This is a genomic window from uncultured Winogradskyella sp., from assembly GCF_947495255.1.
GTDB lineage: Bacteria > Bacteroidota > Bacteroidia > Flavobacteriales > Flavobacteriaceae > Winogradskyella.
Window position 1 is genome coordinate 213088 of the sequence record NZ_CANLYI010000006.1, and the last position, 22854, is coordinate 235941.

Below are 22854 nucleotides of genomic sequence, written 5' to 3' on the forward strand. Positions count from 1 at the left end.
TATGAAATTAATAGAGAATCCAAATAAATCAGATTGGTCAGCGCTTTTAAAAAGGCCAACACAGACTATAGGTGACATTGAAGCTACCGTTAATGCGGTTTTTAATGATGTTGCCAAAAATGGAGATAAGGCTATTGAAAAGTATACTACTAAATTTGATGGTGTTTCACTTCATAGTAATGTGGTTACCCAAGAGGAAATCAATAAAGCAGTTGCTTTAGTAGATGAAAATCTAAAATCGGCTATTCAGCTTGCAAAATCAAATATTGAAAAGTTTCATAGTGCTCAAAAAACAGATAGAGTTTTTGTTGAAACGATGTCTGGAGTAAGCTGTTGGCAAGAAAAACGTCCGATTCAAAAAGTTGGACTCTATATTCCTGGAGGAACAGCACCTTTATTTTCAACTGTTTTAATGTTGGCTGTACCTGCACAAATAGCAGGTTGTAAAGAAATTGTTTTGTGTTCGCCACCAAATAAAGAAGGAAATATTGCCAACGAAATTTTATACGCAGCGCAACTTTGTGGTGTCACTAAGATTATAAAAGTAGGAGGTATTCAAGCTATTGCAGGTTTAACTTTTGGTACAGCATCTATTCCTCAGGTTTATAAAATATTTGGTCCTGGTAATCAATTTGTAACAGTCGCTAAACAATTGGCAACACAACATGGAGTGGCTATAGATATGCCAGCTGGTCCAAGTGAACTTTTGGTAATGGCAGACGATTCTGCAAATGCTGCATATGTGGCTTCAGATTTATTAAGTCAAGCCGAACATGGAGCAGATAGTCAAGTGATATTAGTAACCACTTCAAACGATTTTGCAAAACAGGTGAGTGAAGAAGTTGAAAATCAATTAGAGCAATTGCCAAGAATAGAAATGGCAACAGTATCTATTTCTAATTCAAAATTAATTGTTGTTAAGGATTTTGAAACAGCACTAGAATTAATTGACACTTATGGTCCAGAACATTTTATCGTTGCGACTGAAAATGATGATTTCTTCATAGAAAACATTAGTAATGCTGGTTCTGTATTTATTGGGAATTACACACCAGAAAGTGCTGGTGATTATGCTTCTGGCACCAATCACACCTTACCAACTAATGGATTTTCTAAAGCCTACTCTGGCGTTAATTTAGATAGTTTTCAAAAGAGCATGACGTTTCAGAAAATATCTAAAGAAGGCATTCAAAATATAGGTGATGCTATAGAATTAATGGCAGAAGCAGAAGGCTTACAAGCACATAAGAATGCTGTAACTTTAAGGCTTAATGATTTAAAAACAAATTAACTAGTGTCACTTCGAGTGATTTTGAGGAACGAAAAATTGTATCGAGAAGAAATAATGAAAAATTTCAATCTAAATAATCTATTAAGAGATAACATTAAGACTATCAAACCCTATTCTTCAGCAAGAGATGAATACAAGGATATTACAGATGGTATGCTTTTTATTGATGCTAATGAAAACCCTTTTAATACTAATGTTAATCGTTATCCAGATCCTCAACAAGTAAAACTAAAAAGTCAATTAGCGGATTTAAAAGGAATTTCAGAAAACAACATTCTTTTAGGTAATGGAAGTGACGAAGTTTTAGATTTAATATTTAGAGCGTTCTGCGAACCAAATAAAGATAAAATTATCACATTGCCGCCAACATATGGTATGTATGCTGTTTTGGCTAATATTAATGCCGTTGAAAACTTGGAAGTTCCATTAACTGAAGATTTTCAACCAAATTTTGATGAAATTTCAAGAACAGCACATTCACACACCAAACTCTTATTTGTATGTTCACCTAACAATCCAACAGCCAATAGTTTTGATGCTAATGTTATCGAGGAATTGATTGAGGAATTTCAAGGCATTGTAGTCATAGATGAAGCTTATATTGATTTTTCAAAAGAAGAAAGCTGGTTGAGCAGATTGAATGAATTTCCTAATTTAATAATTACACAAACCTTGTCTAAAGCTTATGGTTTAGCCGGAATTAGACTAGGTATTTGTTATGCTTCAGAAGACATTATCTCAGTTTTAAATAAAATAAAGCCACCATATAACATCAATCAATTGACACAAGATAAAGCCTCAGAACGATTGAGTAATATTGAAGAGATTCAAAATGAGGTTGACATTATTTTGAATGAACGTGAAAAATTAGCTACTGAATTAGAATTAATTCCACTTGTAGAGATAGTTTATGCATCAGATGCTAACTTTTTGTTAGTCAAGGTTGATGAAGCTAATAAACGTTACAAGCAGCTTATTGAAAAAGGTATTGTTGTAAGAAACAGAACTACACAACCATTGTGCGAGAATTGTTTACGATTTACAGTAGGAACAACGGTTGAAAATGAAAAATTAATTAAGACATTAAAAGCAATATAATAATCACGTCAGTTCGAGTGATTTTCCATTAAAGAAAATTGTATCGAGAACATATTAACTCAAATTGACAATAGTAAATAAAGTTATGAAACCAGTATTATTCATAGATAGAGACGGAACACTAATTAAAGAACCTGCAGACGAGCAAATAGATGCGTTTGAAAAACTAGAGTTCTATCCAAAAGTATTTCAATTTTTAAGTAAAATCGCTAAAGAATTGAATTTTGAAATTGTAATGATTACTAATCAAGATGGTCTGGGTACAGAGGTTTATCCTGAAGACACTTTTTGGCCAGTTCATAATTTTGTTTTAAAAGCATTTGAAGCCGAAGGTGTTGTTTTTAAAGAACAATTTATAGATAGAACTTTTGCAAAAGACAATGCACCAACCAGAAAGCCAAATACAGGATTATTAACCAAGTATTTTTCTGAGGATTACGATTTAGCGAATTCATTTGTAATCGGTGATCGTTTAACAGATGTTGAATTAGCGAAAAACTTAGGTGCAAAAGGGATTTTTATAAACGATAATACCAACTTAGGGACTGATGAAGTAACGGTTAGTAATAACGAGCTAGAAGGATTCATCGCATTAGAAACAAACGATTGGGAAGAAATTTATAAATTCTTAAAAACTACTGAACGCGTTGGTTATATTGAAAGAAACACCAACGAAACCAAGATTAAGATTGATGTTAATTTAGATGGAACAGGAAAAAGTAACATTGATACTGGTATTGCTTTTTTTGACCATATGTTAGACCAAATTGCGCGTCATGGTCAATTAGATTTAAACATTAAAGTGGATGGCGATTTAGAAGTAGACGAACACCATACTATAGAAGATACAGCAATCGCTTTAGGTGAAGTATTTGCCACCACATTAGGAAATAAACTAGGTATAGAACGTTATGGTTTCTGTTTGCCAATGGACGATTGTTTAGCGCAAGTTGCTATTGATTTTGGTGGAAGAAATTGGTTAGTTTGGGATGCGGATTTTAAACGTGAAATGATTGGAAAAATGCCAACAGAAATGTTTTATCATTTCTTTAAATCTTTTACCGATGGTGCAAAGTGCAACTTAAATATTAAAGTTGAAGGCGATAACGAGCATCATAAAATTGAAGCGATTTTTAAAGCGTTTGCAAAAGCAATTAAAATGGCAGTGAAACAAGATGTTGAGAAAATGATTTTACCTAGTACAAAAGGAATGTTATAAAATTCGTCACTTCGAGTGATTTCGAGGGACGAGAAATTGTATCGAGAAGCATATATATGAAATTATCAATAGTAAATTACGGAGCAGGAAATATTAAAAGCATTCAATTTGCATTTAAACGATTAGGTGTTGATGCTATTCTAACAGATAATCCAGATGAAATAATTGCTTCAGACAAAGTAATATTTCCTGGAGTTGGTGAAGCTAGTTCCGCTATGATAATGCTTAAAGAAAGTGGATTAGACCTATTAATTCCCAAACTGACACAACCCGTATTAGGCATTTGTTTAGGTATGCAATTAATGTGTAATCATACCGAAGAAGGCGACACTAAAGGTTTAGGTATTTTTGATGCTGATGTCAAACGATTTTCAAATAAAGTGAAAGTTCCGCAAATGGGGTGGAATACGATTTCAAACTTAAAATCTGATTTGTTTAAAGGTATTAAAGAAAACGATTTCATGTATTTAGTTCATAGTTATTATGCTGAAAATTGTGAAGCGTCTATTGCAACTACAGATTACGAATTAGAATACGCATCAGCACTAGAAAATGAAAATTTTTATGGTGTACAGTTTCATCCTGAAAAGAGTGGAATTATAGGCTCAAAAATTTTAGAAAATTTTTTAAGTCTCTAATTTCATTCTGAACTTGTTTCAGAATCTTTTGAATATGAAAAAATATTATTGTTATATCCTGTCAAATAAAAATAGAACAGTTTTGTATGTTGGTTATACTGATAATTTAAAGAGAAGAGTTTTACAGCATAAACAAGGAAGTGGAGCTTTATTTACCAAGAAATACAATATAGTTGATTTAATATTTTATGAAGGGTATGATAATTCTAAAGAAGCTAGAAATAGAGAAAGGCAACTTAAAAATTGGCATAAAGAATGGAAGTGGAATTTGATTAGAGAATCTAATCCAAAATTAGAAACGATAGAAATAAACTAATAGACCCTGAAATAAATTCAGGGTTGATTAACAGGTTAATCAATGAGAATTATACCAGCCATAGATATTATAGACGGAAAATGTGTTCGACTTACAAAAGGCGATTACAACACTAAAAAAATATACAACGAAAGCCCTTTAGAAGTCGCCAAAGAATTTGAAGCTTCAGGAATTGAATATTTACATGTTGTAGATTTAGATGGTGCAAAGGCAAGTCATATTGTAAATTATAAAGTATTAGAGCAGATTGCATCTCAAACCAATCTTAAGATAGATTTTGGTGGAGGATTAAAAACAGACGAGGATTTAAAAATAGCTTTTGAGTCTGGAGCCAATCAAATTACAGGAGGAAGTATTGCTGTTAAAAATCCAGAAATTTTCGAAAACTGGATTTCTAAATATGGAGCAGAACGCATTATTTTAGGCGCAGATTGTAATAATGAAAAAATTGCGATTAGCGGCTGGCAAGAAGAAAGTAGTTTAGAAGTGATTCCTTTTATTAAGGACTATCAGTCTAAAGGAATTCAATATGTAATATGTACAGATATTTCAAAAGATGGTATGTTAGAAGGCCCTTCTTTTGAATTGTATCAGCGAATTTTAAAAGAATGTCATTCAAAGCAAAGCGAAGATTCTATAAAGCTCATAGCCTCTGGTGGAATTTCAAAATTTGATGAATTACCACAATTATTAGAAATGGGTTGTGAAGGTGTAATTATTGGTAAAGCCATATATGAGAATAGAATCTCATTAAAAGAATTAGAACAATTTATTATTAATAACTAGATATGCTCACAAAACGAATAGTACCATGCTTAGATATTAAAAATGGTCGCACTGTAAAAGGAGTTAATTTTGTTGATTTAAGAGATGCAGGTGATCCTGTAGTATTAGCTAAACAATATGCCGATTTAGGAGCAGATGAATTGGTGTTTTTAGATATCGCAGCAACATTAGAAAACCGAAGAACTATGCACGATATGGTTTTAAAAGTTGCTGAACAAGTTAATATTCCATTTACGGTAGGTGGTGGAATCTCGTCTATAGAAGATGTTGATGACTTACTACATTGTGGAGCAGATAAGGTCTCTATTAATTCTTCGGCAGTAAAACGACCAGAATTAATTAATGAGTTATCTCAAAAATTTGGACGTCAATGTGTCGTTGTAGCAATTGATGCAAAGGAGGTTGAAGGTGAATGGCTAGTGCATTTAGCAGGAGGAACAATTCCAACTGAAATAAAACTATTCGATTGGGCAAAAGAAGTAGAACAACGTGGTGCAGGCGAAATTCTATTCACGTCAATGAATCATGATGGTACAAAAGCAGGCTTTGCAAATGAAGCTTTAGCTAAATTATCAGATTTAGTAAATATTCCAATTATAGCATCAGGAGGTGCTGGTACAATTCAGCATTTTGTTGATACATTTATAGAAGGAAAAGCAGATGCCGCATTAGCAGCTAGTGTTTTTCATTTTGGAGAAATCCCAATTTTAGAGTTAAAAAAAGAATTAAAAAATAAAGGAATCCCAGTAAGGATATAAAATATTATGAACGTAGATTTTAATAAAAACCCAGACGGACTTGTACCAGCAATAATTCAAGATGATTCAACTAACAAGATTTTAATGTTGGGCTATATGAATGCTGATGCATTAAAAAAAACCATTGAAACTAAATTAGTAACCTTTTTTAGTAGAACGAAACAAAGACTTTGGACTAAAGGGGAAGAGAGCGGTAATGTTTTAAAACTAGTTGATATTAAACTAGATTGTGATAGCGACTCTTTATTAATAAAGGTAAATCCAAAAGGACCAACATGCCACAAAGGTACTGATACCTGTTGGAATGAAACAAATACTGAAACGTATGGTTTTATTTCTAACCTAGAAGACACTATTGAATCTAGAATAAAAGCAGGGAATTCGGAAAAATCTTATGTAGCTTCTTTATTTGAAAAAGGAATTAATAAAATTGCTCAAAAAGTAGGAGAGGAAGCGGTTGAAGTGGTCATTGAGGCTAAAGATGATAATGATGATTTGTTTTTAGAAGAAAGTGCAGATTTACTTTTTCATTATTTAATGTTATTACAAGCAAAAGGTTTCAAATTAAATGATGTTGTTGAAGTATTGAAAAAAAGAAATGGCTAAATCTGAATAAAATGTAATAATTTTAGAATTTTAATAGTTTTTCAATATAAAAATTATTAAAAATGTATTTTGTATCCCTAAGCAACATAAAATTAACATTTTCCCTAAAATTATATGAAGTCCTCTAAACTTTTTTTTTCTTTATTTTTTATTTTTTCAATAGTCTCAATTTCTAAAGCACAACAGAAATGTGGTTTTGATGGAATTAGAGAACAACAACTTCAAGATTCAAATTTCGCAGGTATAGCTCAACAAGCAGAGTTGAAATTGCAAAAAGCCATTAGGGAAAGAGATTTGTTTAAAATGAATGGCACAGTATTGACAATTCCTATTGTAGTGCACGTATTGCATTTAGGGGAAACTGTTGGTGCAGGAACTAATATTTCTGACGCACAAATTCAGAGTAGTATTGATAATCTTAATGACTATTACAGAGGGCAGATTGCAACTAGTCCAATAGATTTTGAAATAGAATTTACCCTTGCCCAAAGAGATCCTAATTGTAATGCTACAACTGGTATTAATAGAATAAATGCTTCTGGTTTACCAGGATATTTAGATTATGGTGTTAATGTAGCAAATACAAACGGAGCTGATTATAGTGATATTGTAGCATTGAGTAGCTGGCCACAGACGGATTACTTGAATGTATGGATAGTAACAGAATTAGATGGTAATGATGGAGGATATGGATATCAAGGGTATGCCTATTTTTATAATGAAACATTTAGTACACACGGGTCTGTAATGATGTCTTCAGTTTTTGGTTATGATCCAGGTAACACAAATGGTTGGGGACTTAATTCTAATGGCGACAATAGTACTGTAGTCCATGAGGTTGGACATTTTTTTCATTTGTATCATACGTTTCAGGGTGATGGCACAGGGAGTACTTGTCCTTTAGATTCAATTGTTGGCACTGATAGTGATGGTTGTGCAGATACAGTGCCACACAAAAGAGAAACTAGCACATGTCCTACAAATAATAGTTGCACAGGTAGTCCTTGGATAGATAATAATACCATTAATAATATAATGAGTTATTATAGTTGTTCAGATAGACTTACCAATGACCAAAAAACGAGAGTTCGTGCAGCAATGGAAGGTACGTCTATTGCTAGTTCTAAGGGTGCTGAGCCATTAGATTTGAGTTACGAAGCTCCTTCTGTGGTTTGTAGTGTAAATCCAGCGGCAGATTTAACTGCAAATTATGCAGGAATTACTAATGTTGAATTAAATGGAATAAGTTTTACTTCTTCAACAGCTGCAAACGATGGAGGAAACATAGATGAAAGTGGTAATTGTTCTAATTATTTTGAAATTGATACTTCTGTTTCAAATACCCTAAATGTTGAACTAGGGCCAAATCTTAATCAATTAGGTGTATGGATTGATTGGAATGACGATGGTGATTTCGATGATGATTCAGAAGAGCAATATCCAGTAACTCAAGGGATTTCTGGCTATAGTAATATTGCGATAAATCTTACTTATCCAACTTTAATTCCATATAATGACTATGTAAGAATTAGGATTGTCAACGATTTAGATACTGGGTATGGTCTTAATCCAATAGATTCTGCATGTTACCAAAGTTTAGCATATGGCCAATCAGAGGATTATTCTATCTATATAGAGCCCAGCGTATTGCCAACAACTTATACATACAATAATGCATGGTCACCAAGTAACCCAATTGGAACTTCAACTTCAAGCGATACAATTATAATTGAAACTGGTACTGCTAATATTTCTGCCAATACAGATTGTAATAGTTTAACAGTAAATCCTGGAGCAGCATTAACAATTGATTCTGGTATAACACTTACTTCTAACACAGTCGACTTAAATTCTACGTCGCAATTGTTTTCTAGTCTAGTTTCAGATGGCACAATTACAGGTCTAGTTAATTATAATAGACATGTTTCTTTAGTTGGTTTGGAAGTGGGAGGAACAAATGACTTAATTTCAGCACCAATTCCAGGTCAGCTTTTTCCAGCATTCGCAGCGTTAAATAGTTCCAATTTACCTGAATCTGGTTCAATAAGAGCTTTTGCGCCATATAATACTTCGGCTGGAGCTTATCAAAATTATGATTTAGTTACTAATGCGCTCACTACTATTGATTCTGGTGTGGGTTATAGAACAGCTACAACAGATGCAGGTACATTAACCTTTTCTGGTACACCTATTATTAATGATGTCTTAGACCTGCCAATTAGTGATGCAGCAACAGGTTATGCGTGGAATCTTATTGGGAACCCATATCCTTCTTATATAGATTTTAATGAGTTTTTTACAGCTAATGCGGCCGAATTTGCAACGGGTAGTGCTTTTCAAGCTGTGTATGGTTATGATGGTAATGCTGATGATGGTTGGACTGTTTGGAATTTAGCCACAATTGCAGACGGAACAATTACTGAGCTATTAGCTCCTGGTCAAGCATTTTTTGTAAAATCAAAATCAGGTGGTGGCTTAGTAGATTTTACAACAAGCATGAGACGTGTTGGTAACTCTGATGATTTCATTGCCGGAAGAAATGAAGAGTCTAATGTTGCATTGTGCAAATTAAATTTAGAGAGTAGTTCTAAATCCGTTTCAACACAAATTTACTTTATTGAAGGAACCACTAGAGGTTTAGACTCGGGTTATGATGCTGGTTCTTATAAAGGTAGTGCAGGTGATTTTTCTATATTTTCAAATTTAGTAGACAATAATTCAGGTTTAGATATGGCTATCCAGTCTTTACCTTATAATGACTTAAATAATGTTATTATTCCTATTGGCATAAATGCACAAGCTAATGAGCAATTAACTATTTCTATGGATAATGTAACTAGTTTGCCATCAGGTGTTAATGTATATTTAAATGATACAGCAGAAAATACTTTTACTTTATTAAATACATCAAACTATGTGTTTATAGCAACAGAAGTGCTTTTAGGAACAGGTCGCTTCTATATTCAATATTCAACAGAGGCTTTGTCTATTAAAGGTAATGATTTAAGTAGTTTACAAATCTATGCATCTACTACACCTAAAAAAATTGTTGTTAATGGATTATTAGCAAATGAAACTATAGCTCATATATATGATATTCAAGGTCGAATGATTTTAAGTAAAGAATTAAACCCATTGCAAGTTATAAATCATATTAATGTGTCTTCATTTTCTACAGGAATTTATATGATAAGATTAATAGATGGGAACCTAATTAAAACGCAGAAACTGATTATTAAATAATGAGTTGGTATATTTTAATTCTAAAGCAATCTTAAAGTCTAATTAAGATTGCTTTTTATTTTTAAATGATGATATAATATGCTAACATCAAGGTAATTAAATTTATTTTTCATCAAAACATATCTTTAATTAGGTTTTTCTAGGTTGAATTGTTGAAGTTTATGTTAAAAAAAATAAACAGAGTAGTGCTAAGTTCTAAATATTAGCATTTTACAGCAATTTTGCTTAAAAAATAAAAACGTAGTTTATCGATTAAATATGCTTTTTGACGATAAAAAAATGATTTCATCGATTTTTTGAATTTTTTTATCGATTTATTTGGTATTTCAACGAATGATTTTAGTGTTTTCCTAAGTTTGTTAAACATAAATTTAACATAAATCAAAAACCCTAATCTTATGAAATTTTTAAAAACTACTCTATTATTACTATTTGCGTTATTTGCATCTAATGCTTTAAAAGCACAAGAAAGTTATACTTATAACGGTACTTGGTCTCCAAGCAGCCCAGTAGGCGTTTCAACCTCAATCGATGAAATTGAAATTGAATCTGGTGTTGTGAATATCGATGCTAATACCATTTGTGCAAGTTTTACTGTAAACGAAGGTGCTACTGTATTTCTTCGTTCTGGTTATACACTAACTGCAGGTGTTGTAGAATTGTATTCTACATCTACACAATTTGCTAGTTTAATTTCTTACGGAACAATTGTTGGTGTTGTTAATTACTATAGACACACATCGCAAATAGCACCAATTGGTACAAACGATTTAATTGCTTCACCACTTTCTGGACAGTTATTTCCTGCATTTGCAACTGCAAATTCTAACTTGCCTGCTCAATCAACACTTAGAGCTTTTGCTCCTTTTAATGCTATAACTGGTACTTATGAGAACTATGACGTCGTTGGTAACGCAACAACTGAAATTTTATCTGGACAAGGATTTAGAACTGCTACAATGGATGGTAGTGAGTTGGTTTTTACAGGTGATGTAAGATCAGACGATGTTCTAGATATACCAATCTATGATAATGTTGCCGCTAATGGATGGAATCTTGTAGGAAACCCTTACCCATCATACATTGATTTTGAATTATTCTTTGAAATTAACGAAGATCAATTAGATTCAGGTTCTGCTCATGCTGTTTATGGTTATGATGGAGATACATCTGATGGTTGGGTAGTATGGAATCAAGCAGTTATTGATTCACCAGAAATTCCTGAGGTTATTACTCCAGGTCAAGCATTTTTTGTGAAGGCTAAACCAGGCGGAGGATTAATTGATTTTACAAGAGCTATGCGTTGTATAGGAGATTCAGATGATTTTATTGCTGGTCGTTCAGAGACTACTTCTCCTCACCATGGACATATTAAATTAAACTCTAGTGCAAATGGTGCTAGTTTTGAAACTGATTTTTATTTTAATGACAATGCAACTTGTGGTTTTGATCCTGGATATGATTCTAGTATTTATGGACAAACGCCTCCAGAATTTTCAATATACTCTAATTTAATTGAGGAGAATACAGGTGCTGCACTTGCTATCCAAGCAATGGATCCTGCTTCTATGAATGATGTTGTTGTGCCTTTAGGAGTTCACGCAACTCAAGGTCAAGAAGTAACATTCAGTATTACTGAGACTGATATGCCAGATAACATCGATGTGTATTTAGAAGATGCTGCTACCAATTCTTCAATGTTATTAAATTCTAATAATTATGTATTTACTGCTGGTTCTGATATTTCTGGTGTTGGTCGTTTTTACTTAAGATTCACTAATCAGGCACTTAGTGTTTTAAATTCAAAATTAGATGAAATAAGTATTATTTCTAACAACAGTAACGATACTATAGAGATTAAAGGTCAGTTAAATAATGACACAAAAGCAGAATTGTTTGATACTAACGGACGTCTTATATTAGAAAGCGCTCTAAATACAAATAGTACAACTCAAATCTTGGATGTGAAATATTTAATACCTGGTGTATATATTATTTCTCTAAATGGAGATAATGCAAATGAAAAACGTGTAGAAAAATTAATAATTAAATAGCCTCTAATTACTGCACTAATAAAAACTATCATAATCTCACGGTTATGGTAGTTTTTTATTTAATAATATTAAGTAATATTTTTGCTATCTTCTATAAAATAGCGTTCTTGTCAACATGTTCGACAAACGTTACTATTACCTTATAAAACTACAATATTTAGGCTATCGTTTTCATGGTTGGCAAAAACAACCAGATGTAAAAACAGTGCATCTTATGATAGATCGTACACTTAAATATATTCTCCAAGATATAAGATTTAAAACTTTAGGTGCTGGTAGAACTGATGCCATGGTATCTGCAAACGAAGCTGCCTTAGAGTTATTTATATATAATGAACCTATTGAAGATTTTGACGAATTTTTAGATCTGTTCAATCATAATTTACCGCAAGATATTAGAGCCTTGTCTATAAAAGAAGTAGATAAGAAATTTAATATTATAAAAGATTCTAAATTAAAGGAATATCATTATGTGTTTTCAGAAGGTCAAAAAAATCATCCCTTTTGCGCACCAATTCTTACTACTATTTTAGAACCATTGAATGTTGAACTAATGAAACAAGGAGCAAAATTGTTTGAAGGTTCACATAATTTTAAAACTTATTGTTACAGAGCTACAGATAAAGGCGAATATTTTAGAACCATTGTAGCTTCAGAAATAGTAGACAATACTATTTACACAGCAAACTTCTTTCCTGAAGAGTCTTATGTATTTAAAGTTGTTGGTAAGGGATTTATGCGAAACCAAATACGCTTAATGTTTGGTTGTTTAATTAAACTAGGTAGAGGAGAAATAACATTAGATTATATAGAAGAGACTCTGAAAATTGAAAGTACTGAAGTGATGGATTATATCGCACCCGCTTCAGGCTTAATACTTCATTCTTTAGATTTTGAATAAAAAAAAGGTATTAGAACAAACTAATACCTTTTTAAATTTTGGTTGGTTAAAATATCTTCTTATTCAAAATACAATAAAAAAGATTTCAATAAATATACTATTTTGAAGTTGATTCAATAATACTAATATTATAATCAACAATTAAATAATGCATTATATCATCTTAATAATTAGTAAATATTTGAATGAGAAAAATGCTACAAATTAATCTGCAACATGAAGTTTTGGCTCTTTGTTAACGAATTTTCCGTCAACAGACTCGCCTAAAATGATCACTTCTTTAGATCGTTCGTACATTTTTATAGCACGATGCATCTGTAATTTAGTTCCACTGTAAAGTTTTACACCTGATCTTGAGCCCTTGTTTCTGATTTCAATATAGTAACCGTCCTTTAGTTTGGTTGGTCTTGTTGCTGGTCTACCCATAAATATAATATCTGTTTTTAAAAGTAGTGCATAATAGGAAAAATTAAAACAACTCACAAGTTTATTCAATAACATTTATTCATGAGATATACACTAGTCTAACATCTCATTATATATCGCTACAAAAGTTTGTGATAATTAATAATTATTGGATTCCTAAATATGATATAAAACAAAATGCAAATACAAAATAGTAGACTCTTTTAATTACGAAATATATAATGTGAATGAATTTTGCTTTTTTTGAAAAGAGCTAAGACTATTAGTAAAAGAGCAAAACGAATCTCTTTAACATTACCACCTTTGTATTGTAGATGTTTAGAGAATATCATTTGCATATTTAATGATTTATAATTTAAAAAAAATAGATATTACTATGAAAGAACAATTTAATACTGCCTTTGGCAATCTTGTAGACAAATTAATAGGATGGTTTAATGCCATTATAGAAAGTATACCAAATTTAATATTGGCCGTTTTAGTCATGGTTTCAACATACTTTGCTGCAAAATACATTAGCAGATTAGTAGTTAGGTTAATTGATAAAAAAATAGAACAAGCTTCAATTAAAAACGCTATAAGTAGAGTAAGTGCTGTAGTTGTTGTGGCTTTAGGTTTATTTATTGCTTTGGGTGTTTTAAACTTGGGTAAAGCACTAACCTCATTATTAGCAGGTGCTGGTGTTGTTGGTTTAGCAATTGGTTTAGCGTTACAAGGAACTTTAGCAAACACTTTTGCAGGACTTATATTATCCTTTAGAAAGAAAATACAAATTGGTCATTGGGTAGAAACTACAGGGTTTTCGGGAGAGGTGATGGATATTAACCTTAAAGATTTCACGTTAAAAGAAGCTGATAATAATATTGTCATTATTCCCAATAAAACAATTCTAGATAATCCTTTAAAAAACTATTCCTTAACTACAAGAATGCGTGTTTTTATTGAATGTGGAGTAGGCTATGAGTCCGATTTAGAAAAAGTAGAACAATTAACAAAAGATGTGATTGCTAATACATTCGACCAAGTAAAAACTGCAGATGATGTAGAGTTTTATTATACAGAATTTGGCGGAAGCTCTATCAACTATTTATGTCGCTTTTGGATTGATGCAGATAGTATGCTCGAAAAGTTAAGAGCAAAAACTAAAGCGATTATTGAGATTAAGAAAGCTTATGACAAAGAAGATATTAATATTCCGTTCCCAATTAGAACTTTACAATTCGATAATAAGTTAAATGTTAAAGCGCCAGATTTAAAAGAAGCTTTTGCAAGTAATTAAAAAAGCTAGTAATAATAAATGCGAAAGTATTCGAGTTAATATGCATCGCAAAAGAATAAAACCAAACAACATATCATAGTGATATTTGTATATATTAATTATTTAAAACAAAAAAAAGCATGAAAAAATTAAGTTATTTATTTATAGCCTTATTTAGTTTAAGTTTAATGACAACAAGTTGTAGAGAACAAAAATTTACAGGTGAAAAAGTTGAAGAAGCTGTTGAAGATACAGGCGACGCAATTGAAGATGCGGCAGATGATGTTTCTGATGAAGTTGAAGATGTCGTTGACGACAATAAATAATACTAAATAGTAAAATTAAAAAGCCATCGTTACGATGGCTTTTTATATTTTTATAAAAATAAGACCATATTAGAAATAACACCTATGAGTAATTCCATCCCAAAAGAAATATTAACCTTTTTTAAAAAGCTTGAAAAAAATAATAATCGCGATTGGTTTAATGAGCATAAGCCAGATTTCAAGACTATTGAAGCTAAAGTTAAGGCGTGTTATAATTATTTGGGTGAATTAATGAATACTCATGATCAAATTGAAAAAATAAAGATTTTTAGAATCTATAGAGATGTCCGTTTCTCTAAAAATAAGTTACCCTATAAAACACATTTTGGTGGTTCTTTTGCAAGAAAAAAGCCAGAACTAAGAGGTGGTTACTATATGCATATTCAACCCAATAATGAATCTTTTATAGCTACAGGTTTTTGGGACCCTAGTAAAGAAGATATTTTACGAATAAGAAAAGAATTTGAAATGGATGATAGTGAAATACGCAACATTTTAAACGATAAAACCTTTAAAGACACTTGGGGAAATTTTACAGGAGACGAACTAAAAACAGCACCAAAAGGATTTGATAAAGAACATCCTGCTATAGACTTAATAAGAAGAAAGCAATTTATCTTTGTAAAGAAGTTTACCGATAAGGAAGTCCTTGCAGATAACTTTTTAGACGAAGTTAATCAAGCTTTCAAAAATGTAAGACCATTTTTTGATTATATGAGTGATGTGCTTACAACTAACCTTAATGGAGAATCGCTATTGTAAAATTTTAGATTTCCTGTAATTCTGGCTGATTAAAAAGTTGGATACTATGTATTAAGCGCTCTTTTATAATATTAGTTATTCGCTTATTTAATGCCGAAGAGTTTTTAATGTAAATTTCGTATTCTTCAACCGTAAACTGGCCAATAACCATTCCTTTTAAAGCGTTTCTAAATTTTATATCTTTCTGTATAGCATTAGAGATATACTTTAATTGCTCATCTAAAATTAAACTTAGAAATACATTTTTGTGTTTTCTAATATAGTTTTTAAAGACTGCAATAAATAAATCGTGTTGAAGCTTAATAATAGGTCTCAATGTTTTATTCTGAAATGCTTCCTCAGCACTTGTGCCTTCATGTACTTTGGCAGATAGAATTTCTGGTCTAATTGATAGTAGGTCATTAAATCTTGAGGACATAATATGGTAATTAAGGATTAATTCGGTATTAAAATTAATGAATTACATACCGTTTCAACTTAAATGCACCATTATCTTGTTAACGCTGTTATTAACATTGTGCATTTTAATATTTAAAAATCCTATTCTGTTCAACTTATAAAATGGTAATGATATCTTACCTTTATCATAGAAAACAACACTACTAAAAACATTATAAAAACATATGAGATTTCACACTAGAAAATGGGTAAAACCCGAAGATTTAAATCCTAATGGTTCATTATTTGGAGGACAACTTTTAGCTTGGATAGATGAAGAAGCGGCTTTATACACAATTATACAATTCGAAAATTCAAAAATTGTAACAAAGTTTATATCCGAAATTAATTTTATGAGCTCAGCTGTGCAAGGCGATATTGTAGAACTTGGTATTGACGTTGTTAAATTCGGAAAATCTTCCGTAACACTTAAATGTGAAGCTAGAAACAAAATGACAAGAGAAACAATTTTAACTGTAGATAATATTGTAATGGTTAACTTAGGAGAAGATGGAAAACCTAAACCTCATGGAAAAACAGAAATAGAATTTGTAAAAGATAGGCTTGCTGACGATTAGGACTTTTTCCCTAAATCTAATTCATAAATTTCTAAATCAAAATATTTTACGGCTGCTAAAACGTGGTCAAAAATATCGCCAATTATAAACTCATAGTTTACCCAACGTTGATCTTTGCTAAAGGCATAGATTTCCATAGGTATTCCTTGAGCTGTTGGCTCTAATTGTCTAACCATTAATGTCATATCTTTATTTATGGCAGAGTGGCTTTCAATATAGGTTTGCAGATATTTTCTAAAAACACCAAAATTAGTAAGATTGACACCATTAATTAAAACCGATTTGTCAGCACCATGTGCTTCATTGAACTTACTTAATTCAACGTCTTTACGCTCAAGATAATCGGTCACTAACTGAATCTTTTTCAGTTTTTCAATATCTTCAGCATTCAAAAATTTAATTGTAGAGACTTTTATAATAACCGATCGTTTAATACGTCGACCTCCAGAAGCCATCATGCCTCTCCAGTTTTTAAAAGAATCCGATATTAAGGCATAAGTTGGTATAGTGGTTATGGTTTTATCCCAGTTCTGTACTTTTACAGTTGCTAAGTTAATTTCAGTAACATCACCATCTGCGCCATATTTCTCAAAAGTAATCCAGTCACCGATGCGTACCATGTCATTAATAGAGACTTGAATACTTGCAACAAAACCAAGAATCGTGTCTTTAAAAATTAAGATGATAACTGCAGAAGCTGCTCCTAAAGTCGTAGCGAATTTTAAAAATGAAACACCTGTTACAATAGCTAAAATAGAAAATAGTCCCAGTAACCAAGCAAAAATCATAAAGACCTGTACGTAACTATCAATAGGTTTATCTTTATATCTTGCCAGAGTCTTTAAGTAATCTTTAACTGAACTTAATAAACTTCTAATAATTTGAAGTGTTAAGAGAATAGTAATAACCTTTAGTGTTTTTTCTATAATATTCTGAGCAACTTCAAAATCTGAAAAAACCTGAGGTACAAATTCTATAAGAATCAATAACGGAATAATATGTGCAACATTTCGTGGTAGTTTGTTGGCGATTAAAATGTTATCAAAATTAGTTTTTGTTCGTTTGGCAACACTAGATGAAAAACGCCAAAGCACACGCTTAGTAATATAATCAACTATAAAAGCAATTACAATCAGAGCTAAAAGAAGACCAAGCATATTAAGGTACTTGGCTGTATTTTCAGACAAACCTTTGTCTATTAAAAAATTGTATAAAAGGTGTTTTATATTAAGCACGACTAGATTTTGTTAAGTATTTTTTATCAATATAAAATGTGCCAAAGGGTAAAACGGAAGCAATTAAAACAATCCAAAGCGTACGTGTTGTCCATTTCATTTCAGAACTAATTAAAACAGCAATAACCACATATATCATAAATAAAATACCATGTGGCATTCCTAATAATTTAACGTATTGCGGATCGTCATAAAACCATTTTAAAGGGGAAGCAATAAACAATAATAACAGGTATGAAACACCTTCTAATACAGCTACAATTCTAAAAAAGGGTAATAGTTTTAACATCATTCTAATTTTGCTGCAAAAGTACTGTAGAATTAAGGAATAAGTATAGACTTTAACAGCTTTTAAGATTTTTTTTGAAACTATAATTCTTTAAGTATCTTTAACCAGATGTTTCACTAAAATACCAACCAATTCATGAAAAAAATCCTAACCCTCACATTGTGCGCATTCATTGTTCTTTCTTGTTCAACAGCACAATCGGTAAGTAAGAAAAAAAGAAATTCTAAATCTACTGAAGTTGCTGCTGTAACTCCAAAAAAGAAAAAAGGAAAAATAAAGGATTATAGTCAAGTAATTACCAAAGAAGCAATTACAGATAAAGGTTTGTTTGATGTGCATATGGTAGGTGAGAAGTACTATTTTGAAATTCCGATGGCGCATCTAAATACAGATATGCTTTTGGTAAGTCGTTTTGCTAAATTACCTTCAAATTTAGGTGGTGGATATGTAAATGCAGGTACTAAAACAAATACCAGATTAATTAATTGGGAACGTTTTAAAGATAAAATTTTAATTAAAGAGAAATCGTCCAGCGCAGTAGCTTCAGATAGTTTACCTATTAATGTTTCTGTAAAAGCTAATAATTATGAGCCTACGTTATATGCTTTTGATATTGCTGCATTTTCAAAAGATTCATCTTCAGTTGTTATTGATGTAAGTAGTTTTTATGGTTCAGATGTGAAGTCAATTAGTGGAATGTCTTCAAGATTACGTTCAGCTTACAAGGTGAAAAATTTAGATAAGTCTAGGAGTTTTATAAACTCTGTTAAAAGTTTTCCAGAGAATATAGAAGTGATTCAAGATTTTACATATAATGCGGCAAAGCCTCCTATTAATACAGGTGATGAAACGATAAGTGTACAAATGAATCAGTCAATGATTTTGTTACCAAAAGTACCAATGCAACCAAGACTTTTTGATGAACGTGTAGGTTGGTTTACCTTAAGTAAATACGATTATAGCAGTGAAGAATTAAAAGCAGACAGAAAAACATACCTAAGACGTTGGAAGCTTGTTCCTAAAGACATTGAAGCATACAATAGAGGTGAATTAGTCGAGCCAATTAAGCCAATTGTCTATTATTTAGATCCAGCAACACCAATGAAATTTAGGTCGTATATGAAAGCAGGGATTGAGCTTTGGCAAAAAGCTTTTGAAGCAGCCGGATTTAAAAACGCAATCATTGCTAAAGATCCACCAACCAAAGAAGAGGATCCAGATTTTAGTCCAGAAGATATAAGATATTCTGTTGTAAGATATGTTGCTAGTACTACCAGAAATGCAATAGGACCAAGTGTTACGGACCCTAGAAGTGGTGAAATTATTGAAAGTGATATTATTTGGTACCATAACCATTTACGTTCTTACAGAAACAGATATTTATTAGAAACAGGAGCAGCCAATCCTTTAGCAAGAACTTTAAATACACCAGATGAAGAAATTGGTGAGATGATGAAAATGGTAATAGCTCATGAGGTTGGTCATACACTCGGACTTCCTCATAATATGAGTGCAAGTTATGCTTTCGATGTAGAAAGTTACAGAGATGGCGATTTTACACAGAAAAATGGCATTGCAACGACTATTATGGATTATGCACGTTACAATTATATAGCGCAACCAGGTGATCAAAACATTAGGTTTGTGAGACAATTAGGACCATACGATGATTATGCTATTAATTACGGTTACAGATATATTGATACTGCAAATTCTGCAGATGAAGAGAAAGTAATATTGAATAGGTGGATTCTTGAAAAAGCAGGAAATCCTATTTATAAATTCGGAAAACAAAGCAGTCGTTTTGATCCTACAGCACAAACAGAAGATATTGGAAACAACAGTATTAAAGCAAGTACTTACGGACTTAAAAACTTAAAAATAGTAGCTAAGAATTTACCGAATTGGACTAGTGACCAAACCGATAACTACGAAGATTTAGAAGAACTTTACGGAGAACTGTTAAGTGTTTGGAGTCGTTACGTTGGTCATGTAGTAACTCATGTTGGAGGCGTTGTGGAAGACACTAAAAACCCATCACAAGGAGGTGTGGTTTATAACCCAGTTTCTAAAGCTTATCAGAAATCTGCGATAGATTGGTTACATAAAAACGCCTTTGAAACACCAACGTTTTTAATAGACAAGTCTATTCTGCAAAATATAAATTATGCTGGATATACAGATAAGATAAGACGTTACCAAGCTAGACATTTAAATAATTTACTGAATTTTGAGCGTTTAGGAAGATTAATTGATCATAGTGCATTGGATGCAAAAAGTTATTCAGCATTAGACATGTTAAGAGATTTACGTAAAGGAATTTGGGCAGAAGCAAATACAGGTAAAAATGTTTCAGTTTTTAGACGTAACTTGCAACGTGTTTATTTAGATGCTATGTTCAATTTAATGACAGAAGATTTAGACCCAAATAGAAGTCGTCAATATTTTAATGTTAACCAATCTGATGTTAGAGCATTGGTTAGAGGTGAGTTAAATGTAGTTAAGCGTATGCTTACTTCAGCATCAAGAACAGAGATAAATACAGAAACACAATACCATTATAGAGATGGTATAGAGCGAATTAATACAATTTTAGACCCAAAATAACATGAAAAAATTAATCTTATTAGCTTTCATTTTTAGTCTTTCAGCAACAACTTATGTAAGCGCGCAAACCAAGCAATCGCAAAAAGAAGTCTTTGCTCCAATCTACCAAAATTCAAAATCTATAGTAAAATCGGAATCATTTCTATATGTAGGAAACATGGTTTTAGAAGATAGAACGCGTGAGAAATTAAGTGATGATTCAAATCAATTAGTTATTTCTGATTCTAAAATGTCTGGAGAACTAGTTTCAATTAAATCTAAAAATAAAACAATTAATGTTTCTGGTGATATTAGCGACTATAACGTTAATTTTAATGACGACAAACAAGAGATTTCTATCAGTTTTAGTGTAAAGTCAGCAAGCGAAACGGTATCAGTTAATATTGAAGTTAAACCAAGCGGAAATGCTTTTTTAACAGCATCTTCTGGTAATGATACTTTAATTTATTGGACAGGAAAAATAAAAAACAAGGACTAAATAACGTCTCAATTTAGATTTTAAACGTAAATAAGGTGTTATATAATTTTATAACACCCAATCGTTTAACCTAAATCTAAATTATGAACCTACTCAAATCAATGCTATTTTTAGCATTTTTCAGCATTTCTTTATTTTCATTTTCACAAAAAACAACCATTCAAGAATCAAAATTTACCCTTGGACTTTTTAGTGGATATAATAGAGGGTTAGGATTTAACCTTAATTTTACAGCACTAAAACCCATAGAATCTTTACCGTTACATTTTCGGTTTGGTTTAGGTTATACCAGTTTAGACCCAGGGAATTCAGCCGATGCAAGGCGTATATTTATCAATAATGCCACAAATGGTGTGCCTGAAGAAAAAGGGAAATCTTTCGATTATAGATTAGATTTTATGTGGAAGCATGACATACTTAACCTTGAAGAGTCTTACATCGTATTTGGTCCACGTTACTCAAGTTTCACTGCAAATTTTAATTACATAGGTGGTAATGAGGATTTTGATGTTACGTCTAAACAATTTGGATTAGGAATAGGAGCAGAAACTCAGTTTAAAATTTCAGATAAATTTAATCTAGCTGCGGCAATTGGTTTAGATTATTTTTTCAACAATACCTTAAAAGGTCATGACACATCGTACAGTCCTGATGATGATAATGTAAATCCAAGAGATGATAATCAAAACAACAATACTCAATTTACATATACTGATGCAAATAAGGCCATAAAACAGCCAAGTCTTATGCCTAGAGTACTTTTAGGTGTTGTTTATAAGCTTTAAATTAAAATATTTGGCATATATTTTGTATATTTGTCATCGGTTTATTGAAAATATACTACACAAATAACTTTATCCTTTAAGTTATTTACTAGAATTTAATACTATTCATTGTTAAGTTAATTAACTTGTTTGCATTACAATATTTTCAAAGGCACGCATAATTTAATTTTTAAAACTACGAATGGCTAAATCACAACAAACTTTTAGTAAAAGTGAAAAAGAAAAAAAACGATTAAAAAAACGAGAAGATAAGCGCAAGAAAATGGAAGCGCGTAAACTCGAAAGAGACGAAAACGGAACAGGTGGAATTCCTCTTGCTTATGTTGATCATAATGGAAATCTAACTGATACTCCTCCAGATCCTTCAATGAAAGTGAAGGTTAAGGCTGAGAATATCGTTATCGGAATTCCTCAAAAAGATGATTCTGATATAGAAGAATTCGATCCAATTAGAAACGGAAAAGTTTCTTTTTATGATAGTTCTAAAGGTTTCGGATTTATTATTGATATGGATACCAACGAGAAGCATTTTACACACGTTAGTGGAATTATTGATGATATCGCAGAAAATGATAAAGTAACTTTTGAACTTGAAAAAGGTCAAAGAGGCATGAATGCAGTAAGAGTTAAACAAGCAAAATAAACACATTCCGTTTATAAATATAAAAAGCCACTATCTTAATGATAGTGGCTTTTTTCTGTTCTTTATATATACTAGAAATTAATAATTAACGTTATAAATTAGGGTTAAGAATTGGTTTC

At 31.5% G+C, this 22854-nt stretch carries 23 protein-coding genes; 19 read left to right on the top strand and 4 right to left on the bottom strand.

Features of this window, described 5'->3' with window-relative positions:
- Position 1: 1 nt before the first annotated feature.
- From hisD to truA, 11 genes are all read left to right on the top strand, one after another.
- Entirely contained in the window at positions 2-1291 is a 1290-nt protein-coding gene (gene hisD / locus Q0807_RS11260) for a histidinol dehydrogenase (RefSeq protein ID WP_299109863.1), read from the top strand.
- Between the two features lie 54 nt (positions 1292-1345).
- A complete protein-coding gene (hisC, locus tag Q0807_RS11265; protein WP_299109868.1) occupies positions 1346-2389 on the top strand; it encodes a histidinol-phosphate transaminase in 1044 nt (347 codons plus the stop codon).
- A gap of 85 nt (positions 2390-2474) precedes the next feature.
- A complete protein-coding gene (gene hisB, locus Q0807_RS11270; protein WP_299109870.1) occupies positions 2475-3608 on the top strand; it encodes a bifunctional histidinol-phosphatase/imidazoleglycerol-phosphate dehydratase HisB in 1134 nt (377 codons plus the stop codon).
- 56 nt (positions 3609-3664) lie between these two features.
- Positions 3665-4246, top strand: a complete 582-nt coding sequence (gene hisH, locus Q0807_RS11275) for an imidazole glycerol phosphate synthase subunit HisH (protein WP_299109872.1) — start codon at positions 3665-3667, stop codon at positions 4244-4246.
- A 34-nt stretch (positions 4247-4280) separates the two neighbouring features.
- Entirely contained in the window at positions 4281-4562 is a 282-nt protein-coding gene (locus Q0807_RS11280; RefSeq protein ID WP_299109874.1) for a GIY-YIG nuclease family protein, read from the top strand.
- A 42-nt stretch (positions 4563-4604) separates the two neighbouring features.
- On the top strand, positions 4605-5348 hold the full coding sequence (gene hisA / locus Q0807_RS11285) for a 1-(5-phosphoribosyl)-5-[(5-phosphoribosylamino)methylideneamino]imidazole-4-carboxamide isomerase (RefSeq protein WP_299109877.1): 744 nt from the start codon (positions 4605-4607) through the stop codon (positions 5346-5348).
- Between the two features lie 2 nt (positions 5349-5350).
- On the top strand, positions 5351-6106 hold the full coding sequence (gene hisF, locus Q0807_RS11290) for an imidazole glycerol phosphate synthase subunit HisF (protein WP_299109879.1): 756 nt from the start codon (positions 5351-5353) through the stop codon (positions 6104-6106).
- Positions 6107-6112: 6 nt separating this feature from the next.
- Positions 6113-6712, top strand: coding sequence for a bifunctional phosphoribosyl-AMP cyclohydrolase/phosphoribosyl-ATP diphosphatase HisIE (gene hisIE, locus Q0807_RS11295; RefSeq protein ID WP_299109882.1), 600 nt, complete (start codon positions 6113-6115; stop codon positions 6710-6712).
- Between the two features lie 114 nt (positions 6713-6826).
- Positions 6827-9955, top strand: a complete 3129-nt coding sequence (locus Q0807_RS11300) for a M43 family zinc metalloprotease (RefSeq protein ID WP_299109885.1) — start codon at positions 6827-6829, stop codon at positions 9953-9955.
- Between the two features lie 398 nt (positions 9956-10353).
- Positions 10354-12009 (top strand): T9SS type A sorting domain-containing protein, encoded by a 1656-nt coding sequence (locus tag Q0807_RS11305; RefSeq protein WP_299109888.1) that lies wholly within the window; start codon positions 10354-10356, stop codon positions 12007-12009.
- Positions 12010-12124: 115 nt separating this feature from the next.
- Complete coding sequence (truA, locus tag Q0807_RS11310; protein WP_299109891.1) at positions 12125-12910, top strand: tRNA pseudouridine(38-40) synthase TruA; 786 nt, start codon at positions 12125-12127, stop codon at positions 12908-12910.
- Between the two features lie 204 nt (positions 12911-13114).
- Here the strand turns inward: truA and Q0807_RS11315 are convergent, their stop codons facing one another.
- On the bottom strand, positions 13115-13336 hold the full coding sequence (locus Q0807_RS11315; RefSeq protein ID WP_173301208.1) for a hypothetical protein: 222 nt from the start codon (positions 13334-13336) through the stop codon (positions 13115-13117).
- Between the two features lie 376 nt (positions 13337-13712).
- On the opposite strand from Q0807_RS11315, the gene Q0807_RS11320 reads away from it, so the two are divergent.
- The 3 genes from Q0807_RS11320 to Q0807_RS11330 all read left to right on the top strand — a co-directional run bounded on the left by Q0807_RS11320 (position 13713) and on the right by Q0807_RS11330 (position 15682).
- The gene (locus Q0807_RS11320) at positions 13713-14615 is read left to right on the top strand and encodes a mechanosensitive ion channel family protein (protein WP_299109895.1); all 903 of its coding nucleotides are present in this window, start codon (positions 13713-13715) and stop codon (positions 14613-14615) included.
- 119 nt (positions 14616-14734) lie between these two features.
- Positions 14735-14920 carry a hypothetical protein gene (locus tag Q0807_RS11325; RefSeq protein WP_299109898.1) on the top strand — a complete coding sequence of 62 codons (186 nt, stop codon included), beginning with the start codon at positions 14735-14737 and terminating at the stop codon, positions 14918-14920.
- Between the two features lie 84 nt (positions 14921-15004).
- A complete protein-coding gene (locus tag Q0807_RS11330; protein WP_299109901.1) occupies positions 15005-15682 on the top strand; it encodes a DUF2461 domain-containing protein in 678 nt (225 codons plus the stop codon).
- A gap of 4 nt (positions 15683-15686) precedes the next feature.
- Here the strand turns inward: Q0807_RS11330 and Q0807_RS11335 are convergent, their stop codons facing one another.
- Positions 15687-16100 carry a glyoxalase gene (locus Q0807_RS11335; RefSeq protein WP_299109904.1) on the bottom strand — a complete coding sequence of 138 codons (414 nt, stop codon included), beginning with the start codon at positions 16098-16100 and terminating at the stop codon, positions 15687-15689.
- Between the two features lie 205 nt (positions 16101-16305).
- Between Q0807_RS11335 and Q0807_RS11340 the strand changes: the two genes are divergently transcribed.
- A complete protein-coding gene (locus Q0807_RS11340; RefSeq protein WP_299109907.1) occupies positions 16306-16698 on the top strand; it encodes a hotdog domain-containing protein in 393 nt (130 codons plus the stop codon).
- Here the strand turns inward: Q0807_RS11340 and Q0807_RS11345 are convergent.
- Positions 16695-17933, bottom strand: a complete 1239-nt coding sequence (locus tag Q0807_RS11345) for a mechanosensitive ion channel family protein (RefSeq protein ID WP_299109910.1) — start codon at positions 17931-17933, stop codon at positions 16695-16697. The genes Q0807_RS11340 and Q0807_RS11345 overlap by 4 nt on opposite strands.
- Entirely contained in the window at positions 17926-18222 is a 297-nt protein-coding gene (locus tag Q0807_RS11350; protein WP_173301521.1) for a DUF3817 domain-containing protein, read from the bottom strand. The genes Q0807_RS11345 and Q0807_RS11350 overlap by 8 nt, the downstream gene beginning before the upstream one ends.
- A 135-nt stretch (positions 18223-18357) precedes the next feature.
- On the opposite strand from Q0807_RS11350, the gene Q0807_RS11355 reads away from it, so the two are divergent.
- The 4 genes from Q0807_RS11355 (at position 18358) to Q0807_RS11370 (ending at position 22735) form a co-directional block, all read left to right on the top strand.
- Positions 18358-20829 carry a zinc-dependent metalloprotease gene (locus Q0807_RS11355; protein WP_299109913.1) on the top strand — a complete coding sequence of 824 codons (2472 nt, stop codon included), beginning with the start codon at positions 18358-18360 and terminating at the stop codon, positions 20827-20829.
- 1 nt (position 20830) lies between these two features.
- Complete coding sequence (locus Q0807_RS11360; protein WP_299109916.1) at positions 20831-21307, top strand: DUF4251 domain-containing protein; 477 nt, start codon at positions 20831-20833, stop codon at positions 21305-21307.
- A gap of 83 nt (positions 21308-21390) precedes the next feature.
- Positions 21391-22092 (top strand): TonB-dependent receptor, encoded by a 702-nt coding sequence (locus Q0807_RS11365; protein ID WP_299109919.1) that lies wholly within the window; start codon positions 21391-21393, stop codon positions 22090-22092.
- A gap of 181 nt (positions 22093-22273) precedes the next feature.
- Positions 22274-22735 (top strand): cold-shock protein, encoded by a 462-nt coding sequence (locus tag Q0807_RS11370; protein WP_299109922.1) that lies wholly within the window; start codon positions 22274-22276, stop codon positions 22733-22735.
- Positions 22736-22854 lie beyond the last annotated feature (119 nt).

Excerpts from the sequence above, each read along its gene's own strand:
- hisIE (WP_299109882.1), top strand. The coding sequence starts at position 6,113 with ATGAACGTAGATTTTAATAAAAACCCAGACGGACTTGTACCAGCAATA.
- Q0807_RS11335 (WP_299109904.1), bottom strand. The coding sequence starts at position 16,100 with ATGTCCTCAAGATTTAATGACCTACTATCAATTAGACCAGAAATTCTA.
- Q0807_RS11340 (WP_299109907.1), top strand. The coding sequence starts at position 16,306 with ATGAGATTTCACACTAGAAAATGGGTAAAACCCGAAGATTTAAATCCT.
- hisD (WP_299109863.1), top strand. The coding sequence starts at position 2 with ATGAAATTAATAGAGAATCCAAATAAATCAGATTGGTCAGCGCTTTTA.
- Q0807_RS11325 (WP_299109898.1), top strand. The coding sequence starts at position 14,735 with ATGAAAAAATTAAGTTATTTATTTATAGCCTTATTTAGTTTAAGTTTA.
- Q0807_RS11280 (WP_299109874.1), top strand. The coding sequence starts at position 4,281 with ATGAAAAAATATTATTGTTATATCCTGTCAAATAAAAATAGAACAGTT.
- Q0807_RS11330 (WP_299109901.1), top strand. The coding sequence starts at position 15,005 with ATGAGTAATTCCATCCCAAAAGAAATATTAACCTTTTTTAAAAAGCTT.
- truA (WP_299109891.1), top strand. The coding sequence starts at position 12,125 with ATGTTCGACAAACGTTACTATTACCTTATAAAACTACAATATTTAGGC.
- hisB (WP_299109870.1), top strand. The coding sequence starts at position 2,475 with ATGAAACCAGTATTATTCATAGATAGAGACGGAACACTAATTAAAGAA.
- hisC (WP_299109868.1), top strand. The coding sequence starts at position 1,346 with ATGAAAAATTTCAATCTAAATAATCTATTAAGAGATAACATTAAGACT.
- Q0807_RS11365 (WP_299109919.1), top strand. The coding sequence starts at position 21,391 with ATGAACCTACTCAAATCAATGCTATTTTTAGCATTTTTCAGCATTTCT.
- Q0807_RS11350 (WP_173301521.1), bottom strand. The coding sequence starts at position 18,222 with ATGTTAAAACTATTACCCTTTTTTAGAATTGTAGCTGTATTAGAAGGT.
- Q0807_RS11355 (WP_299109913.1), top strand. The coding sequence starts at position 18,358 with ATGAAAAAAATCCTAACCCTCACATTGTGCGCATTCATTGTTCTTTCT.
- Q0807_RS11300 (WP_299109885.1), top strand. The coding sequence starts at position 6,827 with ATGAAGTCCTCTAAACTTTTTTTTTCTTTATTTTTTATTTTTTCAATA.
- Q0807_RS11305 (WP_299109888.1), top strand. The coding sequence starts at position 10,354 with ATGAAATTTTTAAAAACTACTCTATTATTACTATTTGCGTTATTTGCA.
- Q0807_RS11360 (WP_299109916.1), top strand. The coding sequence starts at position 20,831 with ATGAAAAAATTAATCTTATTAGCTTTCATTTTTAGTCTTTCAGCAACA.
- hisA (WP_299109877.1), top strand. The coding sequence starts at position 4,605 with ATGAGAATTATACCAGCCATAGATATTATAGACGGAAAATGTGTTCGA.
- Q0807_RS11320 (WP_299109895.1), top strand. The coding sequence starts at position 13,713 with ATGAAAGAACAATTTAATACTGCCTTTGGCAATCTTGTAGACAAATTA.
- Q0807_RS11370 (WP_299109922.1), top strand. The coding sequence starts at position 22,274 with ATGGCTAAATCACAACAAACTTTTAGTAAAAGTGAAAAAGAAAAAAAA.
- hisF (WP_299109879.1), top strand. The coding sequence starts at position 5,351 with ATGCTCACAAAACGAATAGTACCATGCTTAGATATTAAAAATGGTCGC.
- Q0807_RS11315 (WP_173301208.1), bottom strand. The coding sequence starts at position 13,336 with ATGGGTAGACCAGCAACAAGACCAACCAAACTAAAGGACGGTTACTAT.
- hisH (WP_299109872.1), top strand. The coding sequence starts at position 3,665 with ATGAAATTATCAATAGTAAATTACGGAGCAGGAAATATTAAAAGCATT.